General features: G+C 36.7%; 23 protein-coding genes. 1 reads left to right on the top strand and 22 read right to left on the bottom strand.

Annotated features, from left to right (window positions below; genetic code table 11):
• Positions 1 to 26: 26 nt before the first annotated feature.
• From rpoD to rpsU, 22 genes are all read right to left on the bottom strand, one after another.
• Positions 27 to 1154, bottom strand: coding sequence for an RNA polymerase sigma factor RpoD (rpoD, locus tag ACWPVE_RS15740; protein ID WP_453994922.1), 1128 nt, complete (start codon positions 1152 to 1154; stop codon positions 27 to 29).
• A gap of 52 nt (positions 1155 to 1206) precedes the next feature.
• Positions 1207 to 3015, bottom strand: coding sequence for a DNA primase (gene dnaG / locus ACWPVE_RS15735; RefSeq protein ID WP_453994920.1), 1809 nt, complete (start codon positions 3013 to 3015; stop codon positions 1207 to 1209).
• A gap of 40 nt (positions 3016 to 3055) precedes the next feature.
• The gene (locus tag ACWPVE_RS15730; RefSeq protein ID WP_453997582.1) at positions 3056 to 3526 is read right to left on the bottom strand and encodes a YaiI/YqxD family protein; all 471 of its coding nucleotides are present in this window, start codon (positions 3524 to 3526) and stop codon (positions 3056 to 3058) included.
• Positions 3527 to 3891: 365 nt separating this feature from the next.
• A complete protein-coding gene (locus tag ACWPVE_RS15725) occupies positions 3892 to 4704 on the bottom strand; it encodes a pyruvate, water dikinase regulatory protein (RefSeq protein ID WP_453994918.1) in 813 nt (270 codons plus the stop codon).
• A gap of 33 nt (positions 4705 to 4737) precedes the next feature.
• Entirely contained in the window at positions 4738 to 5376 is a 639-nt protein-coding gene (locus ACWPVE_RS15720) for a helix-turn-helix transcriptional regulator (RefSeq protein ID WP_453994916.1), read from the bottom strand.
• A 205-nt stretch (positions 5377 to 5581) separates the two neighbouring features.
• Positions 5582 to 7660 (bottom strand): glycine--tRNA ligase subunit beta, encoded by a 2079-nt coding sequence (gene glyS, locus ACWPVE_RS15715; protein WP_453994914.1) that lies wholly within the window; start codon positions 7658 to 7660, stop codon positions 5582 to 5584.
• Complete coding sequence (glyQ, locus tag ACWPVE_RS15710) at positions 7657 to 8544, bottom strand: glycine--tRNA ligase subunit alpha (RefSeq protein ID WP_453994912.1); 888 nt, start codon at positions 8542 to 8544, stop codon at positions 7657 to 7659. The genes glyS and glyQ overlap by 4 nt, the downstream gene beginning before the upstream one ends.
• Before the next feature lie 541 nt (positions 8545 to 9085).
• Positions 9086 to 9835 (bottom strand): DNA repair protein RecO, encoded by a 750-nt coding sequence (recO, locus tag ACWPVE_RS15705; RefSeq protein WP_453994910.1) that lies wholly within the window; start codon positions 9833 to 9835, stop codon positions 9086 to 9088.
• 94 nt (positions 9836 to 9929) lie between these two features.
• Entirely contained in the window at positions 9930 to 10073 is a 144-nt protein-coding gene (locus ACWPVE_RS15700; protein WP_453994908.1) for a YqzL family protein, read from the bottom strand.
• Positions 10074 to 10242: 169 nt separating this feature from the next.
• Positions 10243 to 11151 carry a GTPase Era gene (era, locus tag ACWPVE_RS15695; RefSeq protein WP_453994906.1) on the bottom strand — a complete coding sequence of 303 codons (909 nt, stop codon included), beginning with the start codon at positions 11149 to 11151 and terminating at the stop codon, positions 10243 to 10245.
• Positions 11141 to 11542 carry a cytidine deaminase gene (locus tag ACWPVE_RS15690; protein WP_453994904.1) on the bottom strand — a complete coding sequence of 134 codons (402 nt, stop codon included), beginning with the start codon at positions 11540 to 11542 and terminating at the stop codon, positions 11141 to 11143. The genes era and ACWPVE_RS15690 overlap by 11 nt, the downstream gene beginning before the upstream one ends.
• Positions 11543 to 11654: 112 nt before the next feature.
• On the bottom strand, positions 11655 to 12041 hold the full coding sequence (locus tag ACWPVE_RS15685) for a diacylglycerol kinase family protein (RefSeq protein WP_453994902.1): 387 nt from the start codon (positions 12039 to 12041) through the stop codon (positions 11655 to 11657).
• The gene (ybeY, locus tag ACWPVE_RS15680; protein ID WP_453994900.1) at positions 12025 to 12495 is read right to left on the bottom strand and encodes an rRNA maturation RNase YbeY; all 471 of its coding nucleotides are present in this window, start codon (positions 12493 to 12495) and stop codon (positions 12025 to 12027) included. Before ybeY ends, ACWPVE_RS15685 begins: the two co-directional genes overlap by 17 nt.
• The gene (locus ACWPVE_RS15675) at positions 12492 to 14690 is read right to left on the bottom strand and encodes an HD family phosphohydrolase (protein WP_453994898.1); all 2199 of its coding nucleotides are present in this window, start codon (positions 14688 to 14690) and stop codon (positions 12492 to 12494) included. Before ACWPVE_RS15675 ends, ybeY begins: the two co-directional genes overlap by 4 nt.
• Before the next feature lie 79 nt (positions 14691 to 14769).
• Positions 14770 to 15741, bottom strand: coding sequence for a PhoH family protein (locus ACWPVE_RS15670; RefSeq protein WP_453994896.1), 972 nt, complete (start codon positions 15739 to 15741; stop codon positions 14770 to 14772).
• A gap of 3 nt (positions 15742 to 15744) precedes the next feature.
• Positions 15745 to 16932 carry a sporulation protein YqfD gene (gene yqfD, locus ACWPVE_RS15665; protein WP_453994894.1) on the bottom strand — a complete coding sequence of 396 codons (1188 nt, stop codon included), beginning with the start codon at positions 16930 to 16932 and terminating at the stop codon, positions 15745 to 15747.
• Between the two features lie 23 nt (positions 16933 to 16955).
• On the bottom strand, positions 16956 to 17240 hold the full coding sequence (gene yqfC, locus ACWPVE_RS15660; RefSeq protein ID WP_453994892.1) for a sporulation protein YqfC: 285 nt from the start codon (positions 17238 to 17240) through the stop codon (positions 16956 to 16958).
• A gap of 67 nt (positions 17241 to 17307) precedes the next feature.
• A complete protein-coding gene (locus ACWPVE_RS15655; protein ID WP_453994890.1) occupies positions 17308 to 17787 on the bottom strand; it encodes a hypothetical protein in 480 nt (159 codons plus the stop codon).
• 42 nt (positions 17788 to 17829) lie between these two features.
• Entirely contained in the window at positions 17830 to 18819 is a 990-nt protein-coding gene (floA, locus tag ACWPVE_RS15650; RefSeq protein WP_453994888.1) for a flotillin-like protein FloA, read from the bottom strand.
• 283 nt (positions 18820 to 19102) lie between these two features.
• Complete coding sequence (locus ACWPVE_RS15645) at positions 19103 to 20428, bottom strand: NfeD family protein (RefSeq protein ID WP_453994886.1); 1326 nt, start codon at positions 20426 to 20428, stop codon at positions 19103 to 19105.
• Positions 20429 to 20651: 223 nt separating this feature from the next.
• Positions 20652 to 21098, bottom strand: a complete 447-nt coding sequence (locus ACWPVE_RS15640) for a GatB/YqeY domain-containing protein (RefSeq protein WP_453994885.1) — start codon at positions 21096 to 21098, stop codon at positions 20652 to 20654.
• Between the two features lie 16 nt (positions 21099 to 21114).
• Positions 21115 to 21288 carry a 30S ribosomal protein S21 gene (rpsU, locus tag ACWPVE_RS15635; RefSeq protein ID WP_015595024.1) on the bottom strand — a complete coding sequence of 58 codons (174 nt, stop codon included), beginning with the start codon at positions 21286 to 21288 and terminating at the stop codon, positions 21115 to 21117.
• A gap of 628 nt (positions 21289 to 21916) precedes the next feature.
• On the opposite strand from rpsU, the gene ACWPVE_RS15630 reads away from it, so the two are divergent.
• Positions 21917 to 22843 carry a Na/Pi symporter gene (locus ACWPVE_RS15630; protein WP_453994882.1) on the top strand — a complete coding sequence of 309 codons (927 nt, stop codon included), beginning with the start codon at positions 21917 to 21919 and terminating at the stop codon, positions 22841 to 22843.
• Positions 22844 to 22865 lie beyond the last annotated feature (22 nt).

The raw sequence follows: 22865 nt of genomic DNA, 5'->3' as shown, positions 1-22865 counted from the left end.
CTACGAAAAGTAAATAAAAATATTATTTATTCTAAGAAATCCTTTAGCCTCTTACTGCGGCTAGGATGACGGAGTTTACGTAGTGCTTTCGCCTCAATTTGACGAATACGTTCACGGGTAACGCCAAATACCTTACCAACTTCTTCAAGAGTGCGAGTACGTCCATCATCTAAACCAAAACGAAGACGTAATACATTTTCTTCTCGATCAGTTAACGTATCTAGAACATCTTCGAGCTGTTCTTTAAGTAACTCATATGCAGCGTGTTCGGATGGTGAAGTTGCATCCTGGTCTTCGATAAAATCACCAAGATGTGAGTCATCCTCTTCACCAATAGGTGTTTCCAATGATACCGGTTCTTGTGCAATTTTTAAGATTTCTCTTACCTTTTCAGGTGTTAAATCCATGTCTTCAGCGATTTCTTCAGGTGTTGGTTCACGCCCAAGATCCTGTAATAACTGACGTTGTACACGAATTAATTTATTTATTGTTTCCACCATATGAACTGGGATACGAATGGTTCTTGCTTGGTCTGCGATTGCACGTGTAATAGCCTGACGAATCCACCATGTTGCATACGTACTAAATTTGAAACCTTTACGATAATCAAATTTCTCAACAGCCTTAATAAGTCCCATATTTCCTTCTTGTATTAAATCTAGGAAAAGCATACCACGACCAACGTAACGTTTTGCAATACTTACGACGAGTCGTAAATTGGCTTCAGCAAGTCGGCGTTTGGCCTCTTCATCACCTTGTTCAATTCTTTCAGCCAATTGAATTTCATCATCTGCAGAAAGTAAGTCAACACGGCCAATTTCCTTTAAATACATACGAACTGGGTCATTAATCTTTACACCTGGAGGAACACTTAAGTCGTTCAGATCAAATTCTTCTTCCTTGGATAATTCTTGGATATTTGGATCACCCTCATTATCAGGGACGTCATCTTCTTCACCTTCACCGATTAATTCAATCCCCTGCTCACCAAGGAACTCATAGTATTCATCAAGATGATCTGATTCTACTTCAAAACCAGACATACGCTCAGCGATTTCTTCATAGGTTAAAACTCCGCGTTTTTTACCTAACTCTGTTAATTTTTCTTTAACCTGTTCTAATGTTAATTCAACTTCTTTAGACTTTTCAGCCATTTGTTCCCCTCCTTCCAAACTAATACGACATAGAGGTTAGTAAACCTATTAATTAATGTAGTGCTTTTTTCATTTGAATAATTTCTTTCGCAATCGTAGCCGCCTTCAAATAATCCTTACTTCGTTCTGCATCAAGCTGCTCAGATTCTTTTTCTTTTATCATTGACATTTTTTTGTGATTCAACACCTGTTTCATGTAATCAGATAGAACAGAATCTGTTACTTCATCTTCAATAGACATCATTGCGATATCAGTCACAATACGTTTTAAATTTTCATCATGAATTCTTGTTAGAAACGTACTGATATCTGGTTCATACCCTTCTTCATAAAACGCATATAAGTAAGTTAAGATTGCTCGATGTTCTTCAATATTAAAATCAGCCTGAAGCTCATCCTGTACCTTTTCAGCAATTTCCCGATCTCTAAGCATATAAGCAATTAAATATCGTTCTGCATTATGATAGGCTTTTAGTAAATGTTTTTTTACAGTAGGTTTTGCTTTCGTATTATTTCTATTCCCAGAGAAATTATCCCTTTTTTTCCGTTCTGTTTTATAATACTGAAGCTGCTGTTGTTTTAAAGCATCAAGTGAAATTGAAAATTCACTTGAAAGCTGGCGCAAATAATGGTCTCTTTCTACAGCCTTTTCTAAAGAGGAAATTTCCTTTATAACTTCTTCGATATAACGGATGCGATCTCCTTCATCCTGAAGATTTTTTCCCCTTCGTAAGTATTGCATTTTAAATGCCATTAATGTAAGACTTGCCCCTATTACATCATTTTTAAACTTCTCAGCGCCATATTTTTTAATGTAGTCATCAGGGTCCATGCCATTTGGCATTGTAGCAACTCTCACATAACAGCCTGCATTGGCAAGCATGGAGGAGGCTCGTAAAGCAGCATCCAATCCCGCATTATCAGAGTCGTAACAGATAATAACAGACTCCACATTTCTTCTAATCATTTTCACATGTTCATCCGTTAAGGATGTACCCATTGTACCAATTGAATTAGGAAGATCTGCAGTATCAGCAGCAATCACATCTGCAAAACCTTCAAATAGAACGACTTGTTGATTTTTTCGAATGGAAAGTCTTGCTTGATGAAAATTATATAGAGTTTTACTCTTATTAAAAATAATTGATTCAGGACTGTTTAAATATTTCGGCTCCTGCCCTTTCTCAAGTACCCTGCCAGAAAATGCAATTGTTTTGCCTTGATGATCCCAAATTGGAAACATAATGCGGTTTCGAAATCTATCAAAGAAAGTTCCGGTATCCTCCTTTTTTACGAGTAATCCGGCCCGTTCCATCAACTCTAACCCAAAACCTCTTTTTTGAAGGAATTTTGTAGCAAAATCCCAAGAATCTAATGCATAGCCAATCTCAAACTTTTCGATTACTTCTTTTGTGAAGCCTCGATTAGTTAAATAGTCTAGTGCGTGCTCGCCTTCTTTTGTATTAAGTAATAGGTGATGGTAGAATTTCTTTAATAATTCGTGTGCTTCCTGCATTTTTTCCGCATCAGTGTTTTTATCAGTTCTTACTACTGTTTGTTTAAAATCTGATAAATCTATGTTCACCTTATTTGCTAGGTTAGCCGCTGCCTCTGAGAATGAATATCCTTCCAAGTCCATTAAAAAAGAAAATACATTTCCACCTGCTCCACACCCAAAACAATGAAAAATTTGCTTATCAGGTGATACAGAGAATGAAGGGGTATTTTCACCATGAAATGGACATAAGCCAAAATAATTTCTACCTTGCTTCTTCAATTGAACATATTCACTAATAACATCAACAATGTCAACAGATGAACGAATTTTTTCGATTGTTTCTTCGGGAATTCGATATCCCATTTTTAACATCCCCAAGTACTAATATATTCGATGCTCGGAGTTAAAATCCTGCAAGATTCGACAAACTTTCTTTAAAAATTTTAATAAAATGCTGTCTGTCATCATCAGTAAAAGGTTTTGGTCCTTTTGCATAGTTCCCGCTTCGCCTTTCCTTGGCAGATAAAAAGCGCATATGGAGGATTTGCTCCATGTCCTCTTCTTTAAACACTTTGCAACGGGGTGATATAGAAATTACGCCTCGATTTACTAAAATACTTGCTAGGCCAGTATCCTGGGTAATGACGATGTCATTTTTTTTTGCGTGATTCATTATATAAAGATCTGCCGCCTCTTTTTCTTCATCTACATACACCCATTTACCACCCATTGGATTTGACATAACATGGGCATATGATGCTACAAACACAACATTGATATTATATGTACCTGCTATGGAAAGTATTTCTTCCTTGACTGGACATGCATCAGCATCAACAAATATTTTATTCTTTTTTTCGTCATATTTCTCTATTCTACATCACTCCAAAGAATCCTTCTTTTTGAGCTAAAAGTTTTGATTATTAATCAAGAATCTGTGTGAAGACCTTATCTTTAGGTGAGGGATAAGAACTGTCATGTTCCCGCCTTTTTACAAGATAAATATTGAATCAAGAATTATATGTCGAAAAATAATTCACCCATTTACACAACTTACCCTTGACAACCTTCAATACTTAGTTTATTCTATCCAATCGAACTCTAAACCTAAAAATATGTATTTTTATCACAATTTTTAATTATAATATAAAACTCTCTAAAGTTCCATTAAAAAAACATATCTTTATTAGATATGTTTTCATATGTTTACTCAGTATTTATGAGTATGTATGATGAAGACTAGTTTGTTGTTCGTTTATTGATTCGATTAAGGATGATATTTGCGGTTTCTTCAACAGCTTTATTGGAAACATCTATAACTTCACAACCAATTTTTGTCACGATAGACTCAAAGTGATCAAGTTCTTCTTTAATTCGGTTGATATTTGCATAAATTGCTTGGTCATCTAGACCTAATGATTTTAATCTTTCTCTTCTAATATGATTTAATTTCTCTGGACTAATTTCCAATCCAAAGCATTTATTCGGTGATACTTTAAAAAGTTCTTCTGGTGGGTCTACTTCAGGAACGATCGGTACGTTTGCAACTTTGTATCGTTTGTGTGCAAGATATTGAGATAAAGGTGTTTTTGAAGTTCTTGAAACACCTATTAGGATGATGTCTGCACGTAGAATACCTCTTGGATCTCGACCATCATCGTATTTAACAGCAAATTCAATTGCCTCGATTTTTTTAAAATAATCTTCATCCAGTTTTCTTACTAGACCTGCTTCATATCTAGGGCTACTTTCATATATACCAGACATCTTTTCAATGAGTGGGCCGAGAATATCATTTACAATAACCCCTTCACGAGTTGCTTCTTGCACGAGAAAATCTCTTAATTCAGGTACAACCAAGGTAAAAGCAATAATGGCATTATTAAGTTTCGCAAGTGCAACGACTTCTGATAGTGTAGCTGTGTCTTCAACATATGGAATGCGTTTAATCTCAGTGTGCGAACCATTAAATTGACTTACAGCTGCTTTTACAACTAATTCTGCTGTTTCCCCAACCGAGTCTGATACTACGTATACGATACGATTAACCATCTGTTTTCCCATCTCCTTACGATTCAGTCTGCCTTAGAGGATTTCATCGCCACCAAGAGCGACTAAGGCTTTTGTCATATTTGTCTTAGTGATTCTCCCAATAACTTCAATACCCTTTTCCGTTTGCTTAACAACAGGCAATGCGTCAATTTGCTTTTCAATCAATTTATGAGCTACATCTAGTAAAAGCTCATCTTTTTCACACGTTGTAATATTAGGCATGCGTGTCATAATGATTGTAACGGGAATAGATTTTAAGTCTTGATTTCCAAGGCTTGCACGCAGTAAATCTTTTCTTGATAAGACACCGACTAATAGAGAAGATTTATCCACTACAAAAAGTGTACCAACATCTTCTAAAAACATCGTTACGATTGCATCATAAACGGAAATACTCTCATTTATTACAACCGGAATGGATTGATAATCCCTTACTTTGATTTTTTTTATCTTATCCGCAAGTAATTGCTGGCCAGTCTTTCCCGTGTAGAAATAACCGACACGTGGCCTAGCTTCAAGATATCCAGCCATTGTTAGAATTGCAAGATCGGGTCTAAGGGTTGCTCTTGTTAATTTTAAACGATCTGCAATCGCTTCCCCAGTAATCGGACCATTGTCCTTTACAATTTGCACAATTTGTTCTTGGCGCTTGTTTAGTTCTATTGTACTCACCACCATTCCTAAAATCTATAATTTTCATAAACCCATATATCGCAAAATGTTTTAATAAGGTTATACTAATTAAAATTATTATATACTATTTAATTCATTTCCGCACAGATTATAAAAAGACTAGGAGCAAAAATACTCCTAGTTTTTTCATGTTAAGATATAAGCGCTACTCTGGTCCATGCTTGTCTCCCAGTGAAATTAATTTTTACTTTACAAGTATCGCATTCATATCTCCGATTTGAGAAATCATAGTTGCTAATTGTACCATTTGTGCAAGTCGGTTTCTTTTTATAGCTTCATCATCCGCCATAACCATTGTATTATCGAAATAATTATCAATATATTCTCTCAATGAAGCAAGCAATCGAAATGCTTCTGCTACGTCATGCTGCTTCATACTTTCGTTGAGCTTAGGCTCAAGTTCTGTAACCTTTTCAAATAGGTATTTTTCCTCATCAGACTCGAATAGGCTCGGATCAACTTCAGCTTTGTTCCCTTTTTTCGCGATATTTAATACCCTACTTAATGACTCGATCGTTGGTTTAAAATCTTCCTTATCTTTATTATCTTCAAGTACTTCTGCCTTCTTGATAATAAGACCAACATTTCCAATGTTCGAACCGAGAACCGCATCAATAATATCATAACGGATGTTTCTACTGTTTAGTTCATGCTTAATTCGTAATTTAAAGAATTGAACAAGTTCTTTTTCAATTTCTTGTTTTCCTAGCTTCGCAATATTTGGTTCAACAAATAATTGTAAGACGAAATCAAATACCTCTTCCAGGCTAATGTCCCAGCCTTTATCAAGCAAGATTTGAACAACACCTGATGCCATGCGGCGTAGCGCATATGGATCCTGTGATCCTGTAGGTATAATCCCAATTGAGAAACATCCGACAATCGTATCAAGCTTGTCTGCAAGACTAATAATAGCCCCAATTGTTGATGCTGGACTTTCGTCATCAGCATGTCTAGGCATATAATGCTCATTGATCGCAACAGCAACTTGTTTGTCTTCACCACTTAAACGTGCATAACGTTCACCCATTACTCCTTGGAGTTCAGGGAATTCATAAACCATGTTTGTCACTAGGTCAAATTTGCAAATTTCAGCAGCTCTACTTGCTTTTTCTTTGGTTTCGCTATCGATACCAAGTAGGTCAGAAAGGTGATTCGTGATTTGTTGAATCCTTCTAATCTTGTCACCAATGGAGCCGATTTCTTCATGATAAATCACTTTATCAAGCTTTTGTACAAGGTGGTCAATGTTTAATTTTTGGTCTTCCTTATAGAAGAAATCTGCATCTGATAAACGCGCACGAAGTACCTTTTCGTTACCTCTTGCAACTGTATCAAGATGATTATGGTCACCATTACGTATCGCTACAAAATAAGGCAGGAGAGCTCCATTTTTATCTTTGACTGGGAAATAACGTTGATGCTCTCTCATACTAGTGATCAACACTTCTTCTGGTAACGTTAGAAATTCTTTTTCGTATTTTCCAAAGAATGCTGTTGGATATTCAACTAGATTCGTTACCTCTTCAAGTAAACTAGCATCAATTGGCACTTCCCAGTTGTTATCATCCTCAAGAATTTTAATTTGGTTGACAATTGCTTCTTTACGCTCAAGATAATCAGCAATGACATGCTCAGACATAAGAACTTTTTCATAATCCTTTGGAGAAGAAATCTCGACCTGATTCCCTAAGAAACGATGTCCCCATGTTTTGTTACTTGAAGCTACATTTGTGATTGTTAGGGGGATAATCTCTTCCCCAAATAGTGCTACTATCCATTGAATTGGTCGAACATAGCGAAGCTCTTTATTACCCCAACGCATGTTTTTAGGGAAGGATAAATGCGTTATAACATCTTCAAGTTCACCTAAAATTTCTTTTGTTTCTTGACCTTTAATAAATTTATTAATATGAGCATATTCTACACCATTTATTTCTTTAAAAAAGATATCTTCTACAGAGGCACCTTGTCCTCTTGTAAAGCCAATTGCAGCTTTTGTCCAATTACCGTCTTCATCTAAGGCGATTTTTTTTGCTGGACCTTTTGCTTCTAGCTCTACATCCTTTTGTTTTTCATCAACTTCATGAACAAGAACCGCTAATCTTCGTGGTGAGGAAAAACGTTCTACCTGCTCAAATGAGATATTATGTTCCAACAACCAGTTTGAAACCTTATCAGATAGCTGATTCATTGCATCTGTTACAAACCTTGCTGGCATCTCCTCTAATCCTATTTCAATCAATAAATCTCGTTTACTCATGATAGATCGTCTCCTTTTGCCTTCAGCATTGGGAAGCCTAGTTTTTCCCGCTCCTCATAAAACGTTTTGGCTACTTTACGAGCCAGATTACGCACCCTGCCAATATAACCTGTTCGTTCTGTAACGGAGATGGCTCCCCGAGCATCTAATTGATTGAAAGTATGTGAACATTTTAGAACATAGTCATAAGCTGGATGAACAAGGCCTTCGTCCATTTGACGATGTGCTTCCTTTTCATAAATACTAAATAAATTAAACAGCATTTCTGTATCAGATGTCTCAAATGTATATTTTGAATGTTCATATTCAGGCTGGTGGAAGATATCACGAACTGTAAAGCCCTTTGTCCACTCAAGATCAAATACATTTTCTTTATCCTGAATGTAGGAAGCTAATCGTTCAATTCCATATGTGATTTCAACAGAAACTGGTTTACACTCAATACCACCAACTTGTTGGAAATAGGTAAATTGAGTTACCTCCATTCCGTCAAGCCATACTTCCCAACCTAGACCTGCTGCTCCTAGTGTTGGGGCCTCCCAGTTATCCTCAACAAAGCGAATATCATGCTCTAACGGATTGATTCCTAATGCTTTTAACGAATCAAGATAAAGCTCCTGAATATTATCAGGTGATGGCTTCATGATAACTTGAAATTGATGGTGTTGATAAAGACGATTTGGGTTTTCACCGTAACGCCCATCTACTGGTCTTCTTGAAGGCTCTACATATGCCACATTCCATGGCTCAGGGCCCAGACTTCTTAAGAATGTGTAGGGGCTCATTGTACCTGCACCTTTTTCAACATCATATGCCTGCATTAGAATACATCCCTGATCTGACCAATGCTTTTGTAAGGTTAATATCATTTCTTGTATGTTCATTAAACTAGCACCTCCAAAAATTATAACGCGGAAGCGCCTTGTTTTAGCCCCGACAATCATAAGATGATACGGCTAAAGACGAGTTCTTTGACCTTCTTGACGGATTAGCTTATGACGTCGATGGGCTAGGCGCTGCAGCTGGAATTTAAAAAACGAGTAGAACAAAAACTAAAAAAACTCCCCTCCTCTATGCCTAATTGTAGACATAGGGACGAGAGTTTACCCGCGGTTCCACCCTATTTGCAAAGTGCCCAATTATAGGGTCTTTGCCTCTTTCATGTAATACACTCTGGAACGCCTTCCTTACCTATTCATACCCTAGCTCACACCGTCCTAGGTTCGCTTTTATGAATAAAGAGGATGTTTAAAAAAGGGAGAAAATATGACACATATAATTCCTTAGTCCTTTTTATCTCTTCTTAAACACACTCTATAATAAGTACTACTTTCCTTCACCGTGCGCTATATAAACTATGTTCTAATTGAACTTAATTTTAATTGCACTATAATCCAAAAATACAACGGTGTCAAGAGGCGACACTCATGATGGTCGGAAATTTTCAAGTTGATCTAAAAAACGCTTCGATTTTAGATACAATCCTGAATATTCCTCGTAATACATATTGATTACCATCTTTAATTCCTTTTTTGTATCATCTTTAACAGCAATTTTTCCTAACCGGTTTAAATCGAAATAATAAAACAAGCGCAATAGTCGTATTGTAGCTTGTGAGACTTTTAGATGATAGGGCTCTTTTTCATAACAGCGATGACAAAGAAGACCACCCTCTCTAATTGAAAAGGCAAATTCACCCTCTGTATTTTTACATATCGAACATTCATCAAGTCTTGGATACAGCCCGAGTAATGGAAGCATTTTAAGCTCGTAAATATTCAAGAGAATATCTGGATCATATCCTTCATTTAGGTAATTCAATGTTTGATAAAGCAGCTCGAAAAGAAATGGATTGGCTCTTTTTTCTTCTGTACACTTATCAGTTAACTCAATTACATAAGACGCGTAAGCGGTTAGGAATATATCCTCTTTAATAGATCGAAAAGTTGAAATGGTATCGCCCTGCTGTAACACACCTAAACCAGACGACTTTTGAACTAAAAATTGTCCATATGTAAAGACTTGGGTAATGGCAGCTAGGCGACTACTTGGTTTTTTAGCGCCTCTTGCCATTACCCCAATTTTTCCCGATTCACGGGTATACAAAGTAACGATTTTATTTGTTTCACCATAATCACTTGTTCTTATGATAATACCTTCGCATTTTTGTAGCACATTTTGTCACCATCCATTGGCAACAAGGCAACCAATTACCATTGTTACGAATATAATACGTTCTTAAAAAAGTCTAGAACACTTTTTAGGATGGTCAAGTAATCGGAAAATCTATTTCTGCTAGCTCCTCATTTTGTGAATCGGGTCTCTCGGTCTTCTCTTGTTCCATTTCCTTAAAAAGAAGATACGTATCAACATTACCTGTTTGACTAAACACTTTCCAGGTAAAATCTAACATAGTAACCCCACCTTTTTTGTAATTTTAACTAGCAAAGATGACTCCAATTATCATTCACTTGTAAGAATATCTTGACCGAAAATCCTAAAAAACATGTTACATAAATTTTGCTAATCCATGAATTTTTATGAATCAAATCCAAAAGCGAGGTTTTCCCGCTTTTAGATCATTAATATTCGTCTTCTCTAAACCCAAAATCGCGTAGCTGGGACATTTTATTGCGCCAGTCTTTTTGGACTTTTACCCAAAGTTCGAGAAAGACCTTTGATCCTAGCAAGGCTTCAATATCTGCCCTTGCCCGTTTTCCAACTTCCTTAAGCATGCTCCCTTGTTTTCCTATGATAATTCCCTTTTGAGAATTTCGTTCAACTATGATTGTGGCACCTACGTAGACCGTATTGCCACCTTCTCTTCTTTCCAAAGAGTCCATGACTACCGCAATGGAATGAGGAATTTCTTCCCTTGTTAAGTGTAGAACTTTTTCTCGTATTAACTCAGTAATAATAAATCGCTCAGGATGATCCGTCACTTGGTCTGCAGGGTAGTATTGTGGTCCCTCTGGTAAATATATTTTAATCTGGTCAACTAATCTGTTTGTATTCGTTCCTTGCAGTGCCGAAATTGGAACAATCTCCTTAAATGGATAAAGCTCCTTGTACTGTTCGATTAATTCTAGTAATCGATCAGGGTGTATTTGGTCTATCTTATTAACGACTAGAAAAACTGGTGTCTCTATATTTTTAAGTCGTTCGATAATAAACTCATCGCCACGTCCATATCCTTCTTCGGCATTGATCATAAATAATACTAAATCGACTTCCCTAAGTGTATTTTGAGCAACCTTCATCATAAAATCACCAAGCTTATGCTTTGGTTTATGAATCCCTGGTGTATCTATAAAAATAATTTGTGAATGCTCTTCTGTATAAACCCCTTGCACCTTATTGCGTGTAGTTTGTGGTTTATCACTCATAATTGCAATTTTTTGACCAACAACATGATTTAAAAATGTCGATTTTCCAACATTCGGTCTTCCAATAATTGAAACAAAGCCAGACTTATATCCTTTATTTTCCATGTAAATCCTCCGTTGTAAATGCCCCAGGTAATAACGCTTCGATTGTTAATTCTTGTACATCACCTTTAAGATTTGATAAATAGATAACTGTATCCGTTCCACAGAGCTCTGAAATGACTTGACGACACGATCCACATGGAGGCACAGGCCGATCAGAATCTGCCACGACTGCAATGGCTGCAAATTCCTTATCTCCTTCTGAAACAGCTTTAAAAAGCGCTGTTCTTTCAGCACAATTGGTAACACTGTATGCAGCATTTTCAATATTACATCCGTGATATACCTTACCATCTTTGGTTAATAGGGCAGCTCCAACTTTATAGTTCGAATACGGAACGTAAGCTCGTTCTCTTGCTTTTTTCGCTTCGTTGATTAGTTCCTCTTTTTTCAATTTCTTCTTCCTTTCTGCATATCCTAGTACGGAAGTGTATTTTTATTTTACCTAAAATCACTCGTAAATTCATGGGTTTGATTCATTTGTTACATAATTATAAGAATTTTCTTTATATCAATCCCTTTAAATAAGGTAGAAAAATAATCAAACCTACTATAACAGATAAAATTGCATATATTAATACAGCCCCAGCTGCAATGTCTTTTGCTTTTTTAGCCAATGGATGATACTCACTCGTGACTAAATCCACAACTTTCTCAATGGCAGTATTCACTAATTCAATTGAAAACATCCCGCCAACTACAAGGAGAATTATTAACCATTCTACCTTTGTGATTTGAAAAAAGAAACCAGAGCTCACGACCAAAACAGAAACGATAACATGAATACGAAAATTCCGTTCTGAAAAAAATGCACCTCGCAATCCCATAAATGCATACGAAAAACTTTTAATAAATCGTGACCATTCACCCATTTGTTTATCTTTCAAGTCCATAGGCCTCTAGAATTTTATTTTGTCTTGTAAACATTTTTTCCTCATCCTCTTTTGTCATATGGTCATACCCCAGTAAATGGAGAAAACCATGGACAGCAAGAAAGCCTAATTCCCTAGCGAAGGAATGACCATACTCCTCCGCTTGTTCCCTTGCTCTTGGAATTGAAATGATAATATCTCCAAGTAACTTGGGAATATCGTCACCAATGATGGCCATTTCCCCTTCGCCCATTTCTTCCATCGCAAAGGATATAACATCTGTTGGTTGATCTTTATCACGATACTCTCTATTTATTTCTTGTATCCGTTCATTGTCTACAAAGGTAACTGAAACCTCTGAACCTTCCTTCACATCTTCTGTTTCAGCAGCTAATAATAAAAGCTCCTTTACCATTGTCTGTTCTTCTTCTTTAATTTCTCCAATTTCATCATTAAAATCAATTTCTAGTTTCAAGCTTCTTTCACCTTCTGTTTAGTTGTCTCAGCAGGATATTCAATTCTTGAATGGAAGATCCCTTTTAGTGATTCACAAAGTGTTTTTGCAACAGTATCTAGCTCTTTTAGTGTGATATCACATTCATCAAATTGCCCATCCTGCAAGCGATCTACAATTATACTATTGACAAGTGACTCGATTTTTTGTGGGGTCGGGTTTGATAGGGACCTCACCGCAGCCTCAACACTATCTGCAATTCCTATCACTGCTGCTTCCTTTGTTTGTGCCTTAGGTCCCTCATATCTAAAATCAGATTCTAATATTTCACGGTCACTTTGTTGCTTCGCTTTATGGTAAAAATATTTTAATAATGTGGTTCCATGATGCTGCTCCGCTATGTCCACAATTTCTTTTGGCATCTTATATTTCCTCAAGTAGTCCGCACCATCTGTAGCATGTGCTGTAATGATTGTTTTGCTTAATTGTGGTGCAATTTTATCGTGAGGATTTTCAATATTCATCTGATTCTCAATAAAGAAATGCGGGCGTTTCGTCTTTCCAATGTCATGATAGTAAGAAGACACTCTTGCTAATAAACCATTAGCCCCAATCGACTCGCAAGCTGACTCAGACAAATTAGCAACCATAACACTATGATGGTATGTGCCTGGAGCCTCCGTTAATATTTTACGCAATAATGGGTGGTTCGGATTCGATAATTCGATTAATTTCATAGTGGATAAAATACTAAATCCTGCTTCAAAAAATGGTAATAGACCTATCGTTAAAACCGCTGCAATTATACCAGATATTACTGCCATAATAATCGATGAACCATAGTCTAAACTCGAATAACTACCATTTTGTAGTAGCATAATTGAAAAAATCACTAAAATATTGATTAATGCTACAAAAAGACCTGCTTGTAGAATTTTTCCTCTCCGGTTGTGTTTACTTAAAAAAAGTATTGAAGCTAAAGATCCAAACAAGAAGTATAAGCCAGCTGAGAAATTAAGCGTTCCCGTTATCCCTTCATTAAAGATAAGACTCCCACAAACGGCAAAAATCATGCCAGAGAGAATAGCAACCTTTTCATTAATCAATAATTTTATTAACATTGCACCCATAGCAACTGGAACAATATATCCTATATCAGAATAATCAATTTTTTGGAATAAACTGATACCCTTCATTAATAGAATAGTGATAGTAAAGGTAATTGCAAAGATCAATAAATAGATATTTCGATGACGATCAGTTGGAATCATGCCACTGTGGAAGTGATAAATAATTCCTGTAAGTAAAAGTAGAATAATCATGGTCAAGCCAATATACGGTTGAATTGGGTTATTGGTACTCGTCATCCCCAATAGTTCAAGTTGGCGATAAATATCCCTCGTAATTAAGTGGCCTTCCTCCACAATAATTTGTCCTTGCAGAATTTTAACTGGTTCTACTGCTTCAATAGCTTGTTGTCGCTTTTCTTCAGTTGCCTCCACATCAAAATATACATTTTGAACGACAGCAAAACGTGCCATTTCGCGCATTGGTTCATGAAGAGCGGCATCGACACTAGAGTATCCCAATTCCTCCACTACCTTATTTTTAGCATTTTCCACTTCAGAGGCTGGAATCCTTGTATTCATTATATTATTAACCGCTGTTATGACCATATCCTTTGCTCGAGATAATTGGTTTGGAGTAGCTGACAATAAAGCAGTAAAAACATCATCAGGGATCCGATCCGTCAAATCTTTTGGTAGCTTTTTCTTTAGTTCTTGTAATTTTTCTGTTGCTGTAGGCTGCTTAGGTTCTTCTCCTCGATCTTCTTCTGCTAGACTCTCCCATTCTTTAACGCTCGTATTATAAAGTTCTGATGCTTCATTATTTGTTTCTTCAATCGAATCAAATATCGAAATCACAAGGTCAACTTGATTGTCTGCGTACTCTGTTTTAAGACTGAAAACATCTTCAAGTTCTTTTACAGCGGCATCTTGTTTTGCTTTGGTGGCGACTTTGTCTTCAATTGTCAAGGGTGAGCGAATCGTCTGTTCAGACGGTTTTAGCGCTTCAATATGTAAAACATCTGGTTTGACATTACTATACATAACTAAAAACATAATTCCCGCAAGGAGGATGTAAATGACTATATGTAGGTATTGGTAACTTTTTATATCAGAAAATTTAGTTGCAAGTTTAAACTGTCTCCTCATATCTTTAGACCTCCTTTTCTAAGGTTTATTTTACCAGTTCCTATAATGATAAAAAAGACCCATTTTCATATGGGTCTTCTCATGATTGTCCAGCTTCGCTTTTTTCATACGCTTCAATTATGCGAGCTACAAGCGGGTGTCGGACTACATCAGATTGTTCTAAGTAGATAAATGCAGAACCATGAACATCCTTCAGAACATTTATGGCCTCATGCACTCCTGATTTTACCCCTTTAGGTAAATCAATTTGCGATATATCTCCAGTAATGACCATTTTCGACCCAAACCCAAGACGTGTCAAAAACATCTTCATTTGAGCAATTGTCGTGTTTTGTGCTTCATCTAAAATGACAAAGGCATCATCTAATGTACGTCCCCTCATATAAGCTAGTGGCGCAATTTCAATTGTTCCTCGTTCAATTAAACGTTCCGTATGTTCAACTCCAAGTACATCGTGTAAGCCGTCATACAAAGGTCTTAAATACGGATCAACCTTTTCTTTTAAATCACCAGGTAAAAATCCTAAACTCTCTCCGGCTTCAACTGCTGGACGAGTCAAGATAATTCGTTTGACCTGTCCATTTTTTAATGCGTTTACAGCCATAACAACTGCCAAATAGGTTTTCCCAGTACCTGCTGGCCCAATTCCAAAAACTAAATCATGTCGTTTAATGGCAGCAACATATTGGCGTTGCCCATGTGTTTTAACACGAATGGATTTTCCCTTTGCGGTTTTTGTTATTTCTTCATCATATAGTTCTTCAAACGAATCCAATTTACCAGTCTTCGCCATTTGAATACAGTAAATAACATCACGTTCGTTTACTTGTATCCCTTTTCGAATCACACCGAGTAGCTTATCAAGGATTTCCTCAACAAGTTGTACATTTGTTGATTCTCCTGACACATGAAGTGCTTCACCTCTAGTGATAATTGAAACATTTAATTCCTCTTCCATCCTTTTCAGATGAAGGTCATTGTTACCAAACAAAACAAGTGCTTCATTTGGATTTTCTAATTGGTGTTTACTCATTACTAAATCTTCGGACATCCTTTAGTCTCCTTGAACTAATGGTATCGTTGTAACGATATTCTCAATTACATTATATTTTATTTCCAATTCCACTTTACCATTGTTAATCGATTGACGCAAAACTTTTTCCTCTATAATTTCAGCATCGCTGCCCAAACCTTGTTCTAGTTCTTTCCGTCCGATATTTTTAGCCTCTTCAATGGCTTCTTTTTCCGTTAACTTTTTAGTAATTTCTTCACTTTCTCTTATCGTTTCATTTTCATACGCGATCGGAAGTTCCCAATTAAAAAATTTCACATGCCGCTTATTAAATTCAATTTTATATTCCTTATATTCAATCTTTCCAAATCCCCAAACAGGAATACGTACATGTCCTATAGAAATGTAATGCTTTTGTTTATTTTCCCCAGTTAGAACATCAAGATTCGTGGAAATTTCTTTCCTTACCTCAACCTTGTACCATGTTTCACCAAAAATTTTTCCGCGTGCGGGTACAAAAATTTCTTCCCCCTCTTTCCCAATCTTGCCTGTAACTAATAAATCTCCCTTTTTGACAAAATCATTTTCGCCGACAACTGGTTTTCCTTCTTCAACGATTAATTTCTTTACGATCGCTGTTTTATTTGCTACCAAGTCTCGTGGACTGAACTGTTCTGGAGGCTCCGGTTGGTTCTTTTCGACAACCTCAAAGTGATAGGTCGTCCCATTTAACTCCACACCAATCCATGTAATATCGTTAATTGCTTCCTCTAAATGTCTCTGCAAGGATTCATTATCTTCTATAAAGAATTGGAGTTTCCCTTTTTCGACTCCAAGTTTTTTCAGTTCTTTAATGATTAAATGCTCAGTTTCAGGTTTAGCTCCTTTTACCTCAATCCCCCATACCATATTTGACAGTATGGTAACGATGATAAAAAATGAAATCGCTCCAATTAAGAACCCGCTATTGTATAACGCCTTCTGTACTAGGAACGGTACACCTTTTTTCCCTATGAAACGAAGTTTACACTCATTCTTGCGGACAACTTTCCTAATTTTTTTTATATCCTTTAAATACATAGAGAAGCTCAGGGCTTGTGTACCTGGCTTCTTTACATTCCACACAACAATTCCTTGCCTTACACATTCATTAATAAATCTCTCGGTCCCTTTGCCTGTGATAACGACCTTCACACTACCACTAAAAATGTGCATCCAATGGTTCTTCATTTTTATCCCCCTACCGATTCAATTCAGTTCTCGATATATTGTACATGTTCAATTCTTCCCTCGAGCATTATCTCCTCAGGTAAAATGGTTTTGATTACAAAGGCATTTCCTTTAATTAGAAGTTGTCCTTGTTTCAGTAACAGCCTTACCTCTTTATCTGAAAAGGTTAATAATCCTCGATGATTTTCTATGTATATATGCAATTGTCCAATCATAGTTATTCTCGGAAGATCCATCATTACGTCAGCAGGAAGTTCCATCTTGTTTGTGATCCATCTTTTCATGCGGTGTCCCAAATTTTTAGGCATAACAAAGAACCCCCTTTCATCTCATGTTTATGAGTGAAAAGGGGTTCATAGAACTTTTTTATAAAGCTTAGCGCCTTATTTGGTATGGTTTTTTCGCCCTAGGTGGACCCAGAATTTCAGACCAAATAATTCCTTCAACTACCTTATTTTTTGTGAATGTTTTTACAGCCTTTCTTTCCGATGAATCAGTAGGCTTAATAACAGTAAGGACAGGTTCTTCTTCCTTCCTTTCCGTTTCACTATACGTACCCTGTTCTTGAAGCTCACGGAACCGGTCATAAAACGGGTTTGGTAAATGGGAATCAGTACCCTCACCTTGTTCTAACTCTGCATTTTCATACTTCGTTTCCACCTGATGTTGGTCTTTTTCTGTTTTAGGATCCTGATCAAATGGGTTAAAAGGCTTAGGCATTGGCACAGGTGTAGTCGGCTCAGACTCTCCACTATTAAATCGTCTAAACGTATTTAAAATAAAACCGATTATGATAATAACTAGCCAGGCATTTGCCATTAAGAAGTCAATCAACCCTTGTATAGGTAATTCCATCATGTAAACCTCCTTTCAAGTTTTGAGGTTTATTTACCTTTATTATTGTTGATCATCATCATGATCTTTCGCACTTTTACCAATTGAATCTCTCATGTCAGTATCAGCCATTATATTTTTTAGGTTTGTATAGTCAAGTACACCTAGGTTACCTGAACGTAATGCTTCTGCCATTGCAAGCGGAACTTCAGCCTCAGCTTCCACAACTTTCGCTTTCATTTCTTCTACACGGGCGCGCATTTCTTGTTCACTAGCAACAGCCATTGCACGACGTTCTTCAGCCTTCGCTTGAGCAATTTTCTTGTCAGCTTCAGCTTGGTCCGTTTGAAGCACCGCACCTATGTTTCTACCGATATCAATATCTGCAATATCAATAGATAGGATTTCAAATGCAGTACCTGCATCAAGACCTTTAGCTAAAACAGTTTGAGAAATCATATCAGGATTTTCAAGAACTTTTTTGTGGTCCATTTGTGAACCGATTGTACTTACAATACCTTCACCAACACGGGCAATAACTGTATCTTCCCCTGCACCCCCGACTAAACGGTCAATATTGGCACGAACAGTGATACGAGTTTTTGCTTTTACTTCAATTCCATCCATCGCAACACCTGAAATGAACGGTGTTTCGATAACTTTAGGGTTAACACTCATTTGGACAGCTTCTAACACGTCACGACCCGCTAAATCGATTGCCGCCGCCCTTTCAAAGGTTAAATCGATGTTTGCACGTTGTGCTGCGATTAACGCATTTACAACACGGTCAACATTACCACCTGCTAAATAATGACTCTCAAGTTGGTTTGTACTAAGATTTAATCCCGCCTTTTGCGCTTTAATTAATGGGATAATAACACGGTTCGGGATAACCCTACGTAATCTCATCCCAATTAAAGTAAAGATGCTTACGCGGACACCAGCTGCTAAAGCTGAAATCCAAAGTGTTACTGGTACGAATGTAAAAATTACTGCTAATAAGATAATACCCAGTGCCACTAATATTAGAATTGTTATCATACCTGTTGGCATACTAAATTTCCTCCTACATCATTTTATTATTTATATAGCGAAACCGGCAGCCAGACCTCCCTTATCGACGCTTGTCAAGGGATGCAGGATTCAACTGCCAGTAAGAGCCTGAATTTAAGAACAAAGACTAAGCGGAATACATCTAGTTTCAAAGTCAATGTGAACACAAATATGTAGCTATAACTGATATTTAGCGGGATGAAGTAGACTAAGAGCTCGACATCCTGTTCCAAACATCTGCACGAGCACTTCCTTTTCCCCTCACTAAATGAGTATCACTTTATCAATCTTCAGAGACAACTCGAACGACAATTCGAGATCCTTCTGTTTTGACCACTTCAATTTTTGAATCTTTGGCAATATAATTCCCTTCTGTTACCACATCAAGTCTTTCACCATTAATAATAGCTGTTCCTGATGGCCTTAATGTAGTGAAAGCAATTCCTTGTTTACCAAGTAAATCTTCTCGATTCTTATTGGATACATACCCACTTTCGGTATTAGTAGAATCAAAAAGAATAATCTTTTTAAAGGCATGTAATTTCTTACCGAATACCTTTATTAATATGATTGATACAACGATTGTCGCTACTAATGCAATTAATAATGAGGTACCAATAAGCCATACACTGCTTCCCGCCATGAAAAAGCTTGTTAATACAGCTCCTAAACCTATCAAGCCTATGATCCCCCCTGGTAATACAAACTCCAATAATATCAATACAATTCCCACAACAAACAAGATTATCGATTCCATTCCAGCTAATCCTGCCACTAAATGACCGTAGAAGAAGAGCAATAAGGCCGATATTCCCATTATACCAGGAATGCCAAATCCAGGTGAATACAATTCAACAACTAAACCTAAGCTACCAATAGATAATAATATGGGTACCACTATTGGATTTGTGATAAAACGCGCAATTTTTTCAGCAAAGCTTACCTCTGCCTCTTCAATAACAGCTTTTTCATATCCCAGTGTCTTTAATAGATCCGCTCTATTCTTTACAATTCCTTCAGCATAGTTCACCTCGATGGCCTGACTAGCAGTCAATGTGAGGTACTTACCTTTTTCAGCCCCTAGTTCTGGAAGGTCAATCTCTTTGTCCGCCATTGCCAAAGCATAAATGGGATCTCGACCATTATTTTCTGCTGCACCCTTCATCGCAGACAGCCAGTAAGAAACAGCTTTTTCATCAGCTGTATTTCCTGCTTGATCAATAATTCCAGCAGCACCCATTCTCCCATCCTCAGACATATATATTTTTTCTGCATTTAATGCGATAAAAGCACCTGCTGAGATGGCATCGTTATTGATGAAAGCAACAGTCGGAATCGTCGTATCCTGGATACGTTTTCCAATTTTAGTTGCAGCATCAACTGCCCCACCTGGGGTATTGATTTCGAGAATAATGATATCTGCCCCTTTTTCTTCTGCATCTGTAAGCGATCGGTCAATAAAAGCACTTAATCCTTTTTCGACAGTATCTTCCAAAGGAATGATATAAACTACTTGGTCAGCTGTACCATAGCTTTTATTTGGCGTTAATGTGAGAATTAACGGTAAAAGTATAATGGAAAGGTATAAAAACAATCTTATTTTTTTCAATGTATTTCCTCCTTTCTATTTATTTTATCGTAATCATAACTATACTATTGAATACGATTCAGTGTAGCATGAGGTTTCATTTTCCCTGCAATTATATTCATTTTTTATGATGGTATTACTTACCAAAATCTATGTAATCTTCTAGATGGGTATAGATTACTCATGTTGCAACAAGCTTTTTATTTCAAAAGAAAAACACCTTACACGATGTAAGGTGCTTTGTTTAAGATAATTGCTGTTGAACAAGTTTATTTACAAGACCGCCGTCAGCCTTCCCTTTTACCTTTGGCATGATTGCAGCCATTACTTTGCCCATGTCAGCCTTTGAAGAAGCATTGACCTCTTGTACTGTCTGTTTCACAATCTCAACAAGTTCCTCTTCGGATAATTGTTTTGGAAGGTATACCTCTAATATCTCAATTTCAGTTTGAATTTTATTAACAAGATCTTCACGACCAGCGTTACTAAATTCACGGAGGGAATCTTTACGTTGTTTTAATTCACGAGTAAGAACTGTTAGTTCTGCTTCTTCTGATAGTTCACCGGTGGTTTGCTTAATTCCTTCATTTTGAATTGCAGCCTTTACCATTCGAATAACAGAAAGCTTATCTTTCTCCTTATTCTTCATCGCTGTTTTCATATCATTATTTAAACGCTCGAGAAGACTCATAAAACTACACCCTCTTTTAGAATTTACGCTTTCTAGCAGCTTCAGATTTCTTCTTACGCTTTACGCTAGGCTTTTCATAGAATTCGCGCTTTCTAGCTTCTTGAATTGTACCTGATTTTGATACAGTACGTTTGAAGCGGCGAAGAGCATCTTCAAGCGATTCGTTTTTACGAACGACCGTTTTTGACATTCTAATTCCCTCCCTCCGAAAACAACCACTAACATCTAATTAAGACACATGTTCTAATTCCCAAAGTGTCGATAAATTAATATCGCCTAAAAAAAAATAACATGTACTTTGACATTATAATATATGCATTATTATTGGTCAACTTAAATTCACAAAGCCACTTAAGAAAGAGCGTATCCTTATCTAGTTTTTATTAAATATTCACCTGTTATTCTAATTTTTTTCTCATTTTTGAATGTTTGTTGCTATAGGTCAATTTAATCAAACGGACAAGTTGAGACCCTCAAAAAAGATTTACATCTTCGTTCGTAAATTCATGTGTGTAAGATACTAAGAAGTCTGCTCTAAAATAGCTGGATTATAGATTCCGTAGTAAATACGAAGTTGACGAGTTACAGCTAAAATACACTCTTTGTTGGGGTTTATTGTTTAGTTTTAGCAGCATCCCAGTTGGTCGAAGAGGCTCAGGCAAGCCTGTTCAAACTACCTACTAATATTGTAAGAGCTACAATATTTGCGAAGGCAGCCATCTTTTTTGTTATAATTCGTGCGCTAAACTTCTTAAATAAAGATGAAGTAGTCATTTTCATGCAACCTTGTCCATACAATGTGATAGGGGTGAAAATGCATGATTGAGATAATTTCATTGTTTGCTGTTTTTATTGCCATTTTTTTATTTGGTATGACTGTCATGAGGACAGGCCTTTATAACCTTACTGGGAATAAATTAAAAACATGGCTGATTCGTTTTACAGATAATCCAGTTAAGGGATTATTAACTGGTATGATTATAACCGCAATCATCCACAGCAGTTCTGCTGTAATGGTGCTTGTTGTCGGATTAATTGCAACGGGATATCTAACCTTTAAACAATCTATCGGAATTATACTTGGTACAAATATAGGTACCACATTTACAGCCGAGATGATCACTTTTGATATTTTTGATTGGATTGTTCCGATCCTACTACTCGGTTTTTTATGTTTATTTGTACGAAATCAACAAGTGTTTAGTTTTGGTGCCTTTTTATTTGGGTTAGGATGTATGTTTGTAGCAATGAATGGATTTGAACAACTCGCTAGACCCATCTCAGAATTTCCGTCAATTCATACATTCTTTCAACAAACAAACGAAAGTGGCCTTTTTGGTGTAGGTGTAGGGACAATTTTAACCTCTATTATTCAATCTAGCACAGCGACTACTGGAATTATCATGGGGTTTATGAACGAACAGCTCTTAACGTTAAATGCGGGAATTGCACTTCTTCTAGGTGCAAATATCGGGACATGTATTACGGCTTTTATTGCAAGCATTGGTAGTCGACATGAAGCTAAATTAGCTGCATATGCCCATATTTGGGTCAATGTGATTGGTGTCGTTTTATTTTTTCCATTTATTAATTTACTTGGTGAAATTGCGATGTTTTTAACCACACATCCAGATGTTCAAATTGCTCATGTTAGTTTCATCTTTAACGTTCTTACTTCACTCATGTTCTTACCATTTGTTGGAGTGTTGACAAATTTCATATTAAAGGTACACCGAACTGCATAAGAAAAGCTGGCCGTTACGGCCA

The sequence above is a fragment of the Bacillus nitroreducens genome (assembly GCF_964021195.1).
This window is presented reverse-complemented; position numbering and strand designations above follow the sequence as displayed.

Excerpts from the sequence above, each read along its gene's own strand:
- rpoD (WP_453994922.1), bottom strand. The coding sequence starts at position 1,154 with ATGGCTGAAAAGTCTAAAGAAGTTGAATTAACATTAGAACAGGTTAAA.
- dnaG (WP_453994920.1), bottom strand. The coding sequence starts at position 3,015 with ATGGGATATCGAATTCCCGAAGAAACAATCGAAAAAATTCGTTCATCT.
- ACWPVE_RS15725 (WP_453994918.1), bottom strand. The coding sequence starts at position 4,704 with ATGGTTAATCGTATCGTATACGTAGTATCAGACTCGGTTGGGGAAACA.
- glyS (WP_453994914.1), bottom strand. The coding sequence starts at position 7,660 with ATGAGTAAACGAGATTTATTGATTGAAATAGGATTAGAGGAGATGCCA.
- glyQ (WP_453994912.1), bottom strand. The coding sequence starts at position 8,544 with ATGAACATACAAGAAATGATATTAACCTTACAAAAGCATTGGTCAGAT.
- ACWPVE_RS15700 (WP_453994908.1), bottom strand. The coding sequence starts at position 10,073 with ATGTTAGATTTTACCTGGAAAGTGTTTAGTCAAACAGGTAATGTTGAT.
- era (WP_453994906.1), bottom strand. The coding sequence starts at position 11,151 with ATGGAAAATAAAGGATATAAGTCTGGCTTTGTTTCAATTATTGGAAGA.
- ACWPVE_RS15685 (WP_453994902.1), bottom strand. The coding sequence starts at position 12,041 with ATGGACTTGAAAGATAAACAAATGGGTGAATGGTCACGATTTATTAAA.
- ACWPVE_RS15675 (WP_453994898.1), bottom strand. The coding sequence starts at position 14,690 with ATGAGGAGACAGTTTAAACTTGCAACTAAATTTTCTGATATAAAAAGT.
- ACWPVE_RS15670 (WP_453994896.1), bottom strand. The coding sequence starts at position 15,741 with ATGTCCGAAGATTTAGTAATGAGTAAACACCAATTAGAAAATCCAAAT.
- yqfD (WP_453994894.1), bottom strand. The coding sequence starts at position 16,932 with ATGAAGAACCATTGGATGCACATTTTTAGTGGTAGTGTGAAGGTCGTT.
- yqfC (WP_453994892.1), bottom strand. The coding sequence starts at position 17,240 with ATGCCTAAAAATTTGGGACACCGCATGAAAAGATGGATCACAAACAAG.
- ACWPVE_RS15655 (WP_453994890.1), bottom strand. The coding sequence starts at position 17,787 with ATGGAATTACCTATACAAGGGTTGATTGACTTCTTAATGGCAAATGCC.
- floA (WP_453994888.1), bottom strand. The coding sequence starts at position 18,819 with ATGCCAACAGGTATGATAACAATTCTAATATTAGTGGCACTGGGTATT.
- ACWPVE_RS15640 (WP_453994885.1), bottom strand. The coding sequence starts at position 21,098 with ATGAGTCTTCTCGAGCGTTTAAATAATGATATGAAAACAGCGATGAAG.
- rpsU (WP_015595024.1), bottom strand. The coding sequence starts at position 21,288 with ATGTCAAAAACGGTCGTTCGTAAAAACGAATCGCTTGAAGATGCTCTT.
- ACWPVE_RS15630 (WP_453994882.1), top strand. The coding sequence starts at position 21,917 with ATGATTGAGATAATTTCATTGTTTGCTGTTTTTATTGCCATTTTTTTA.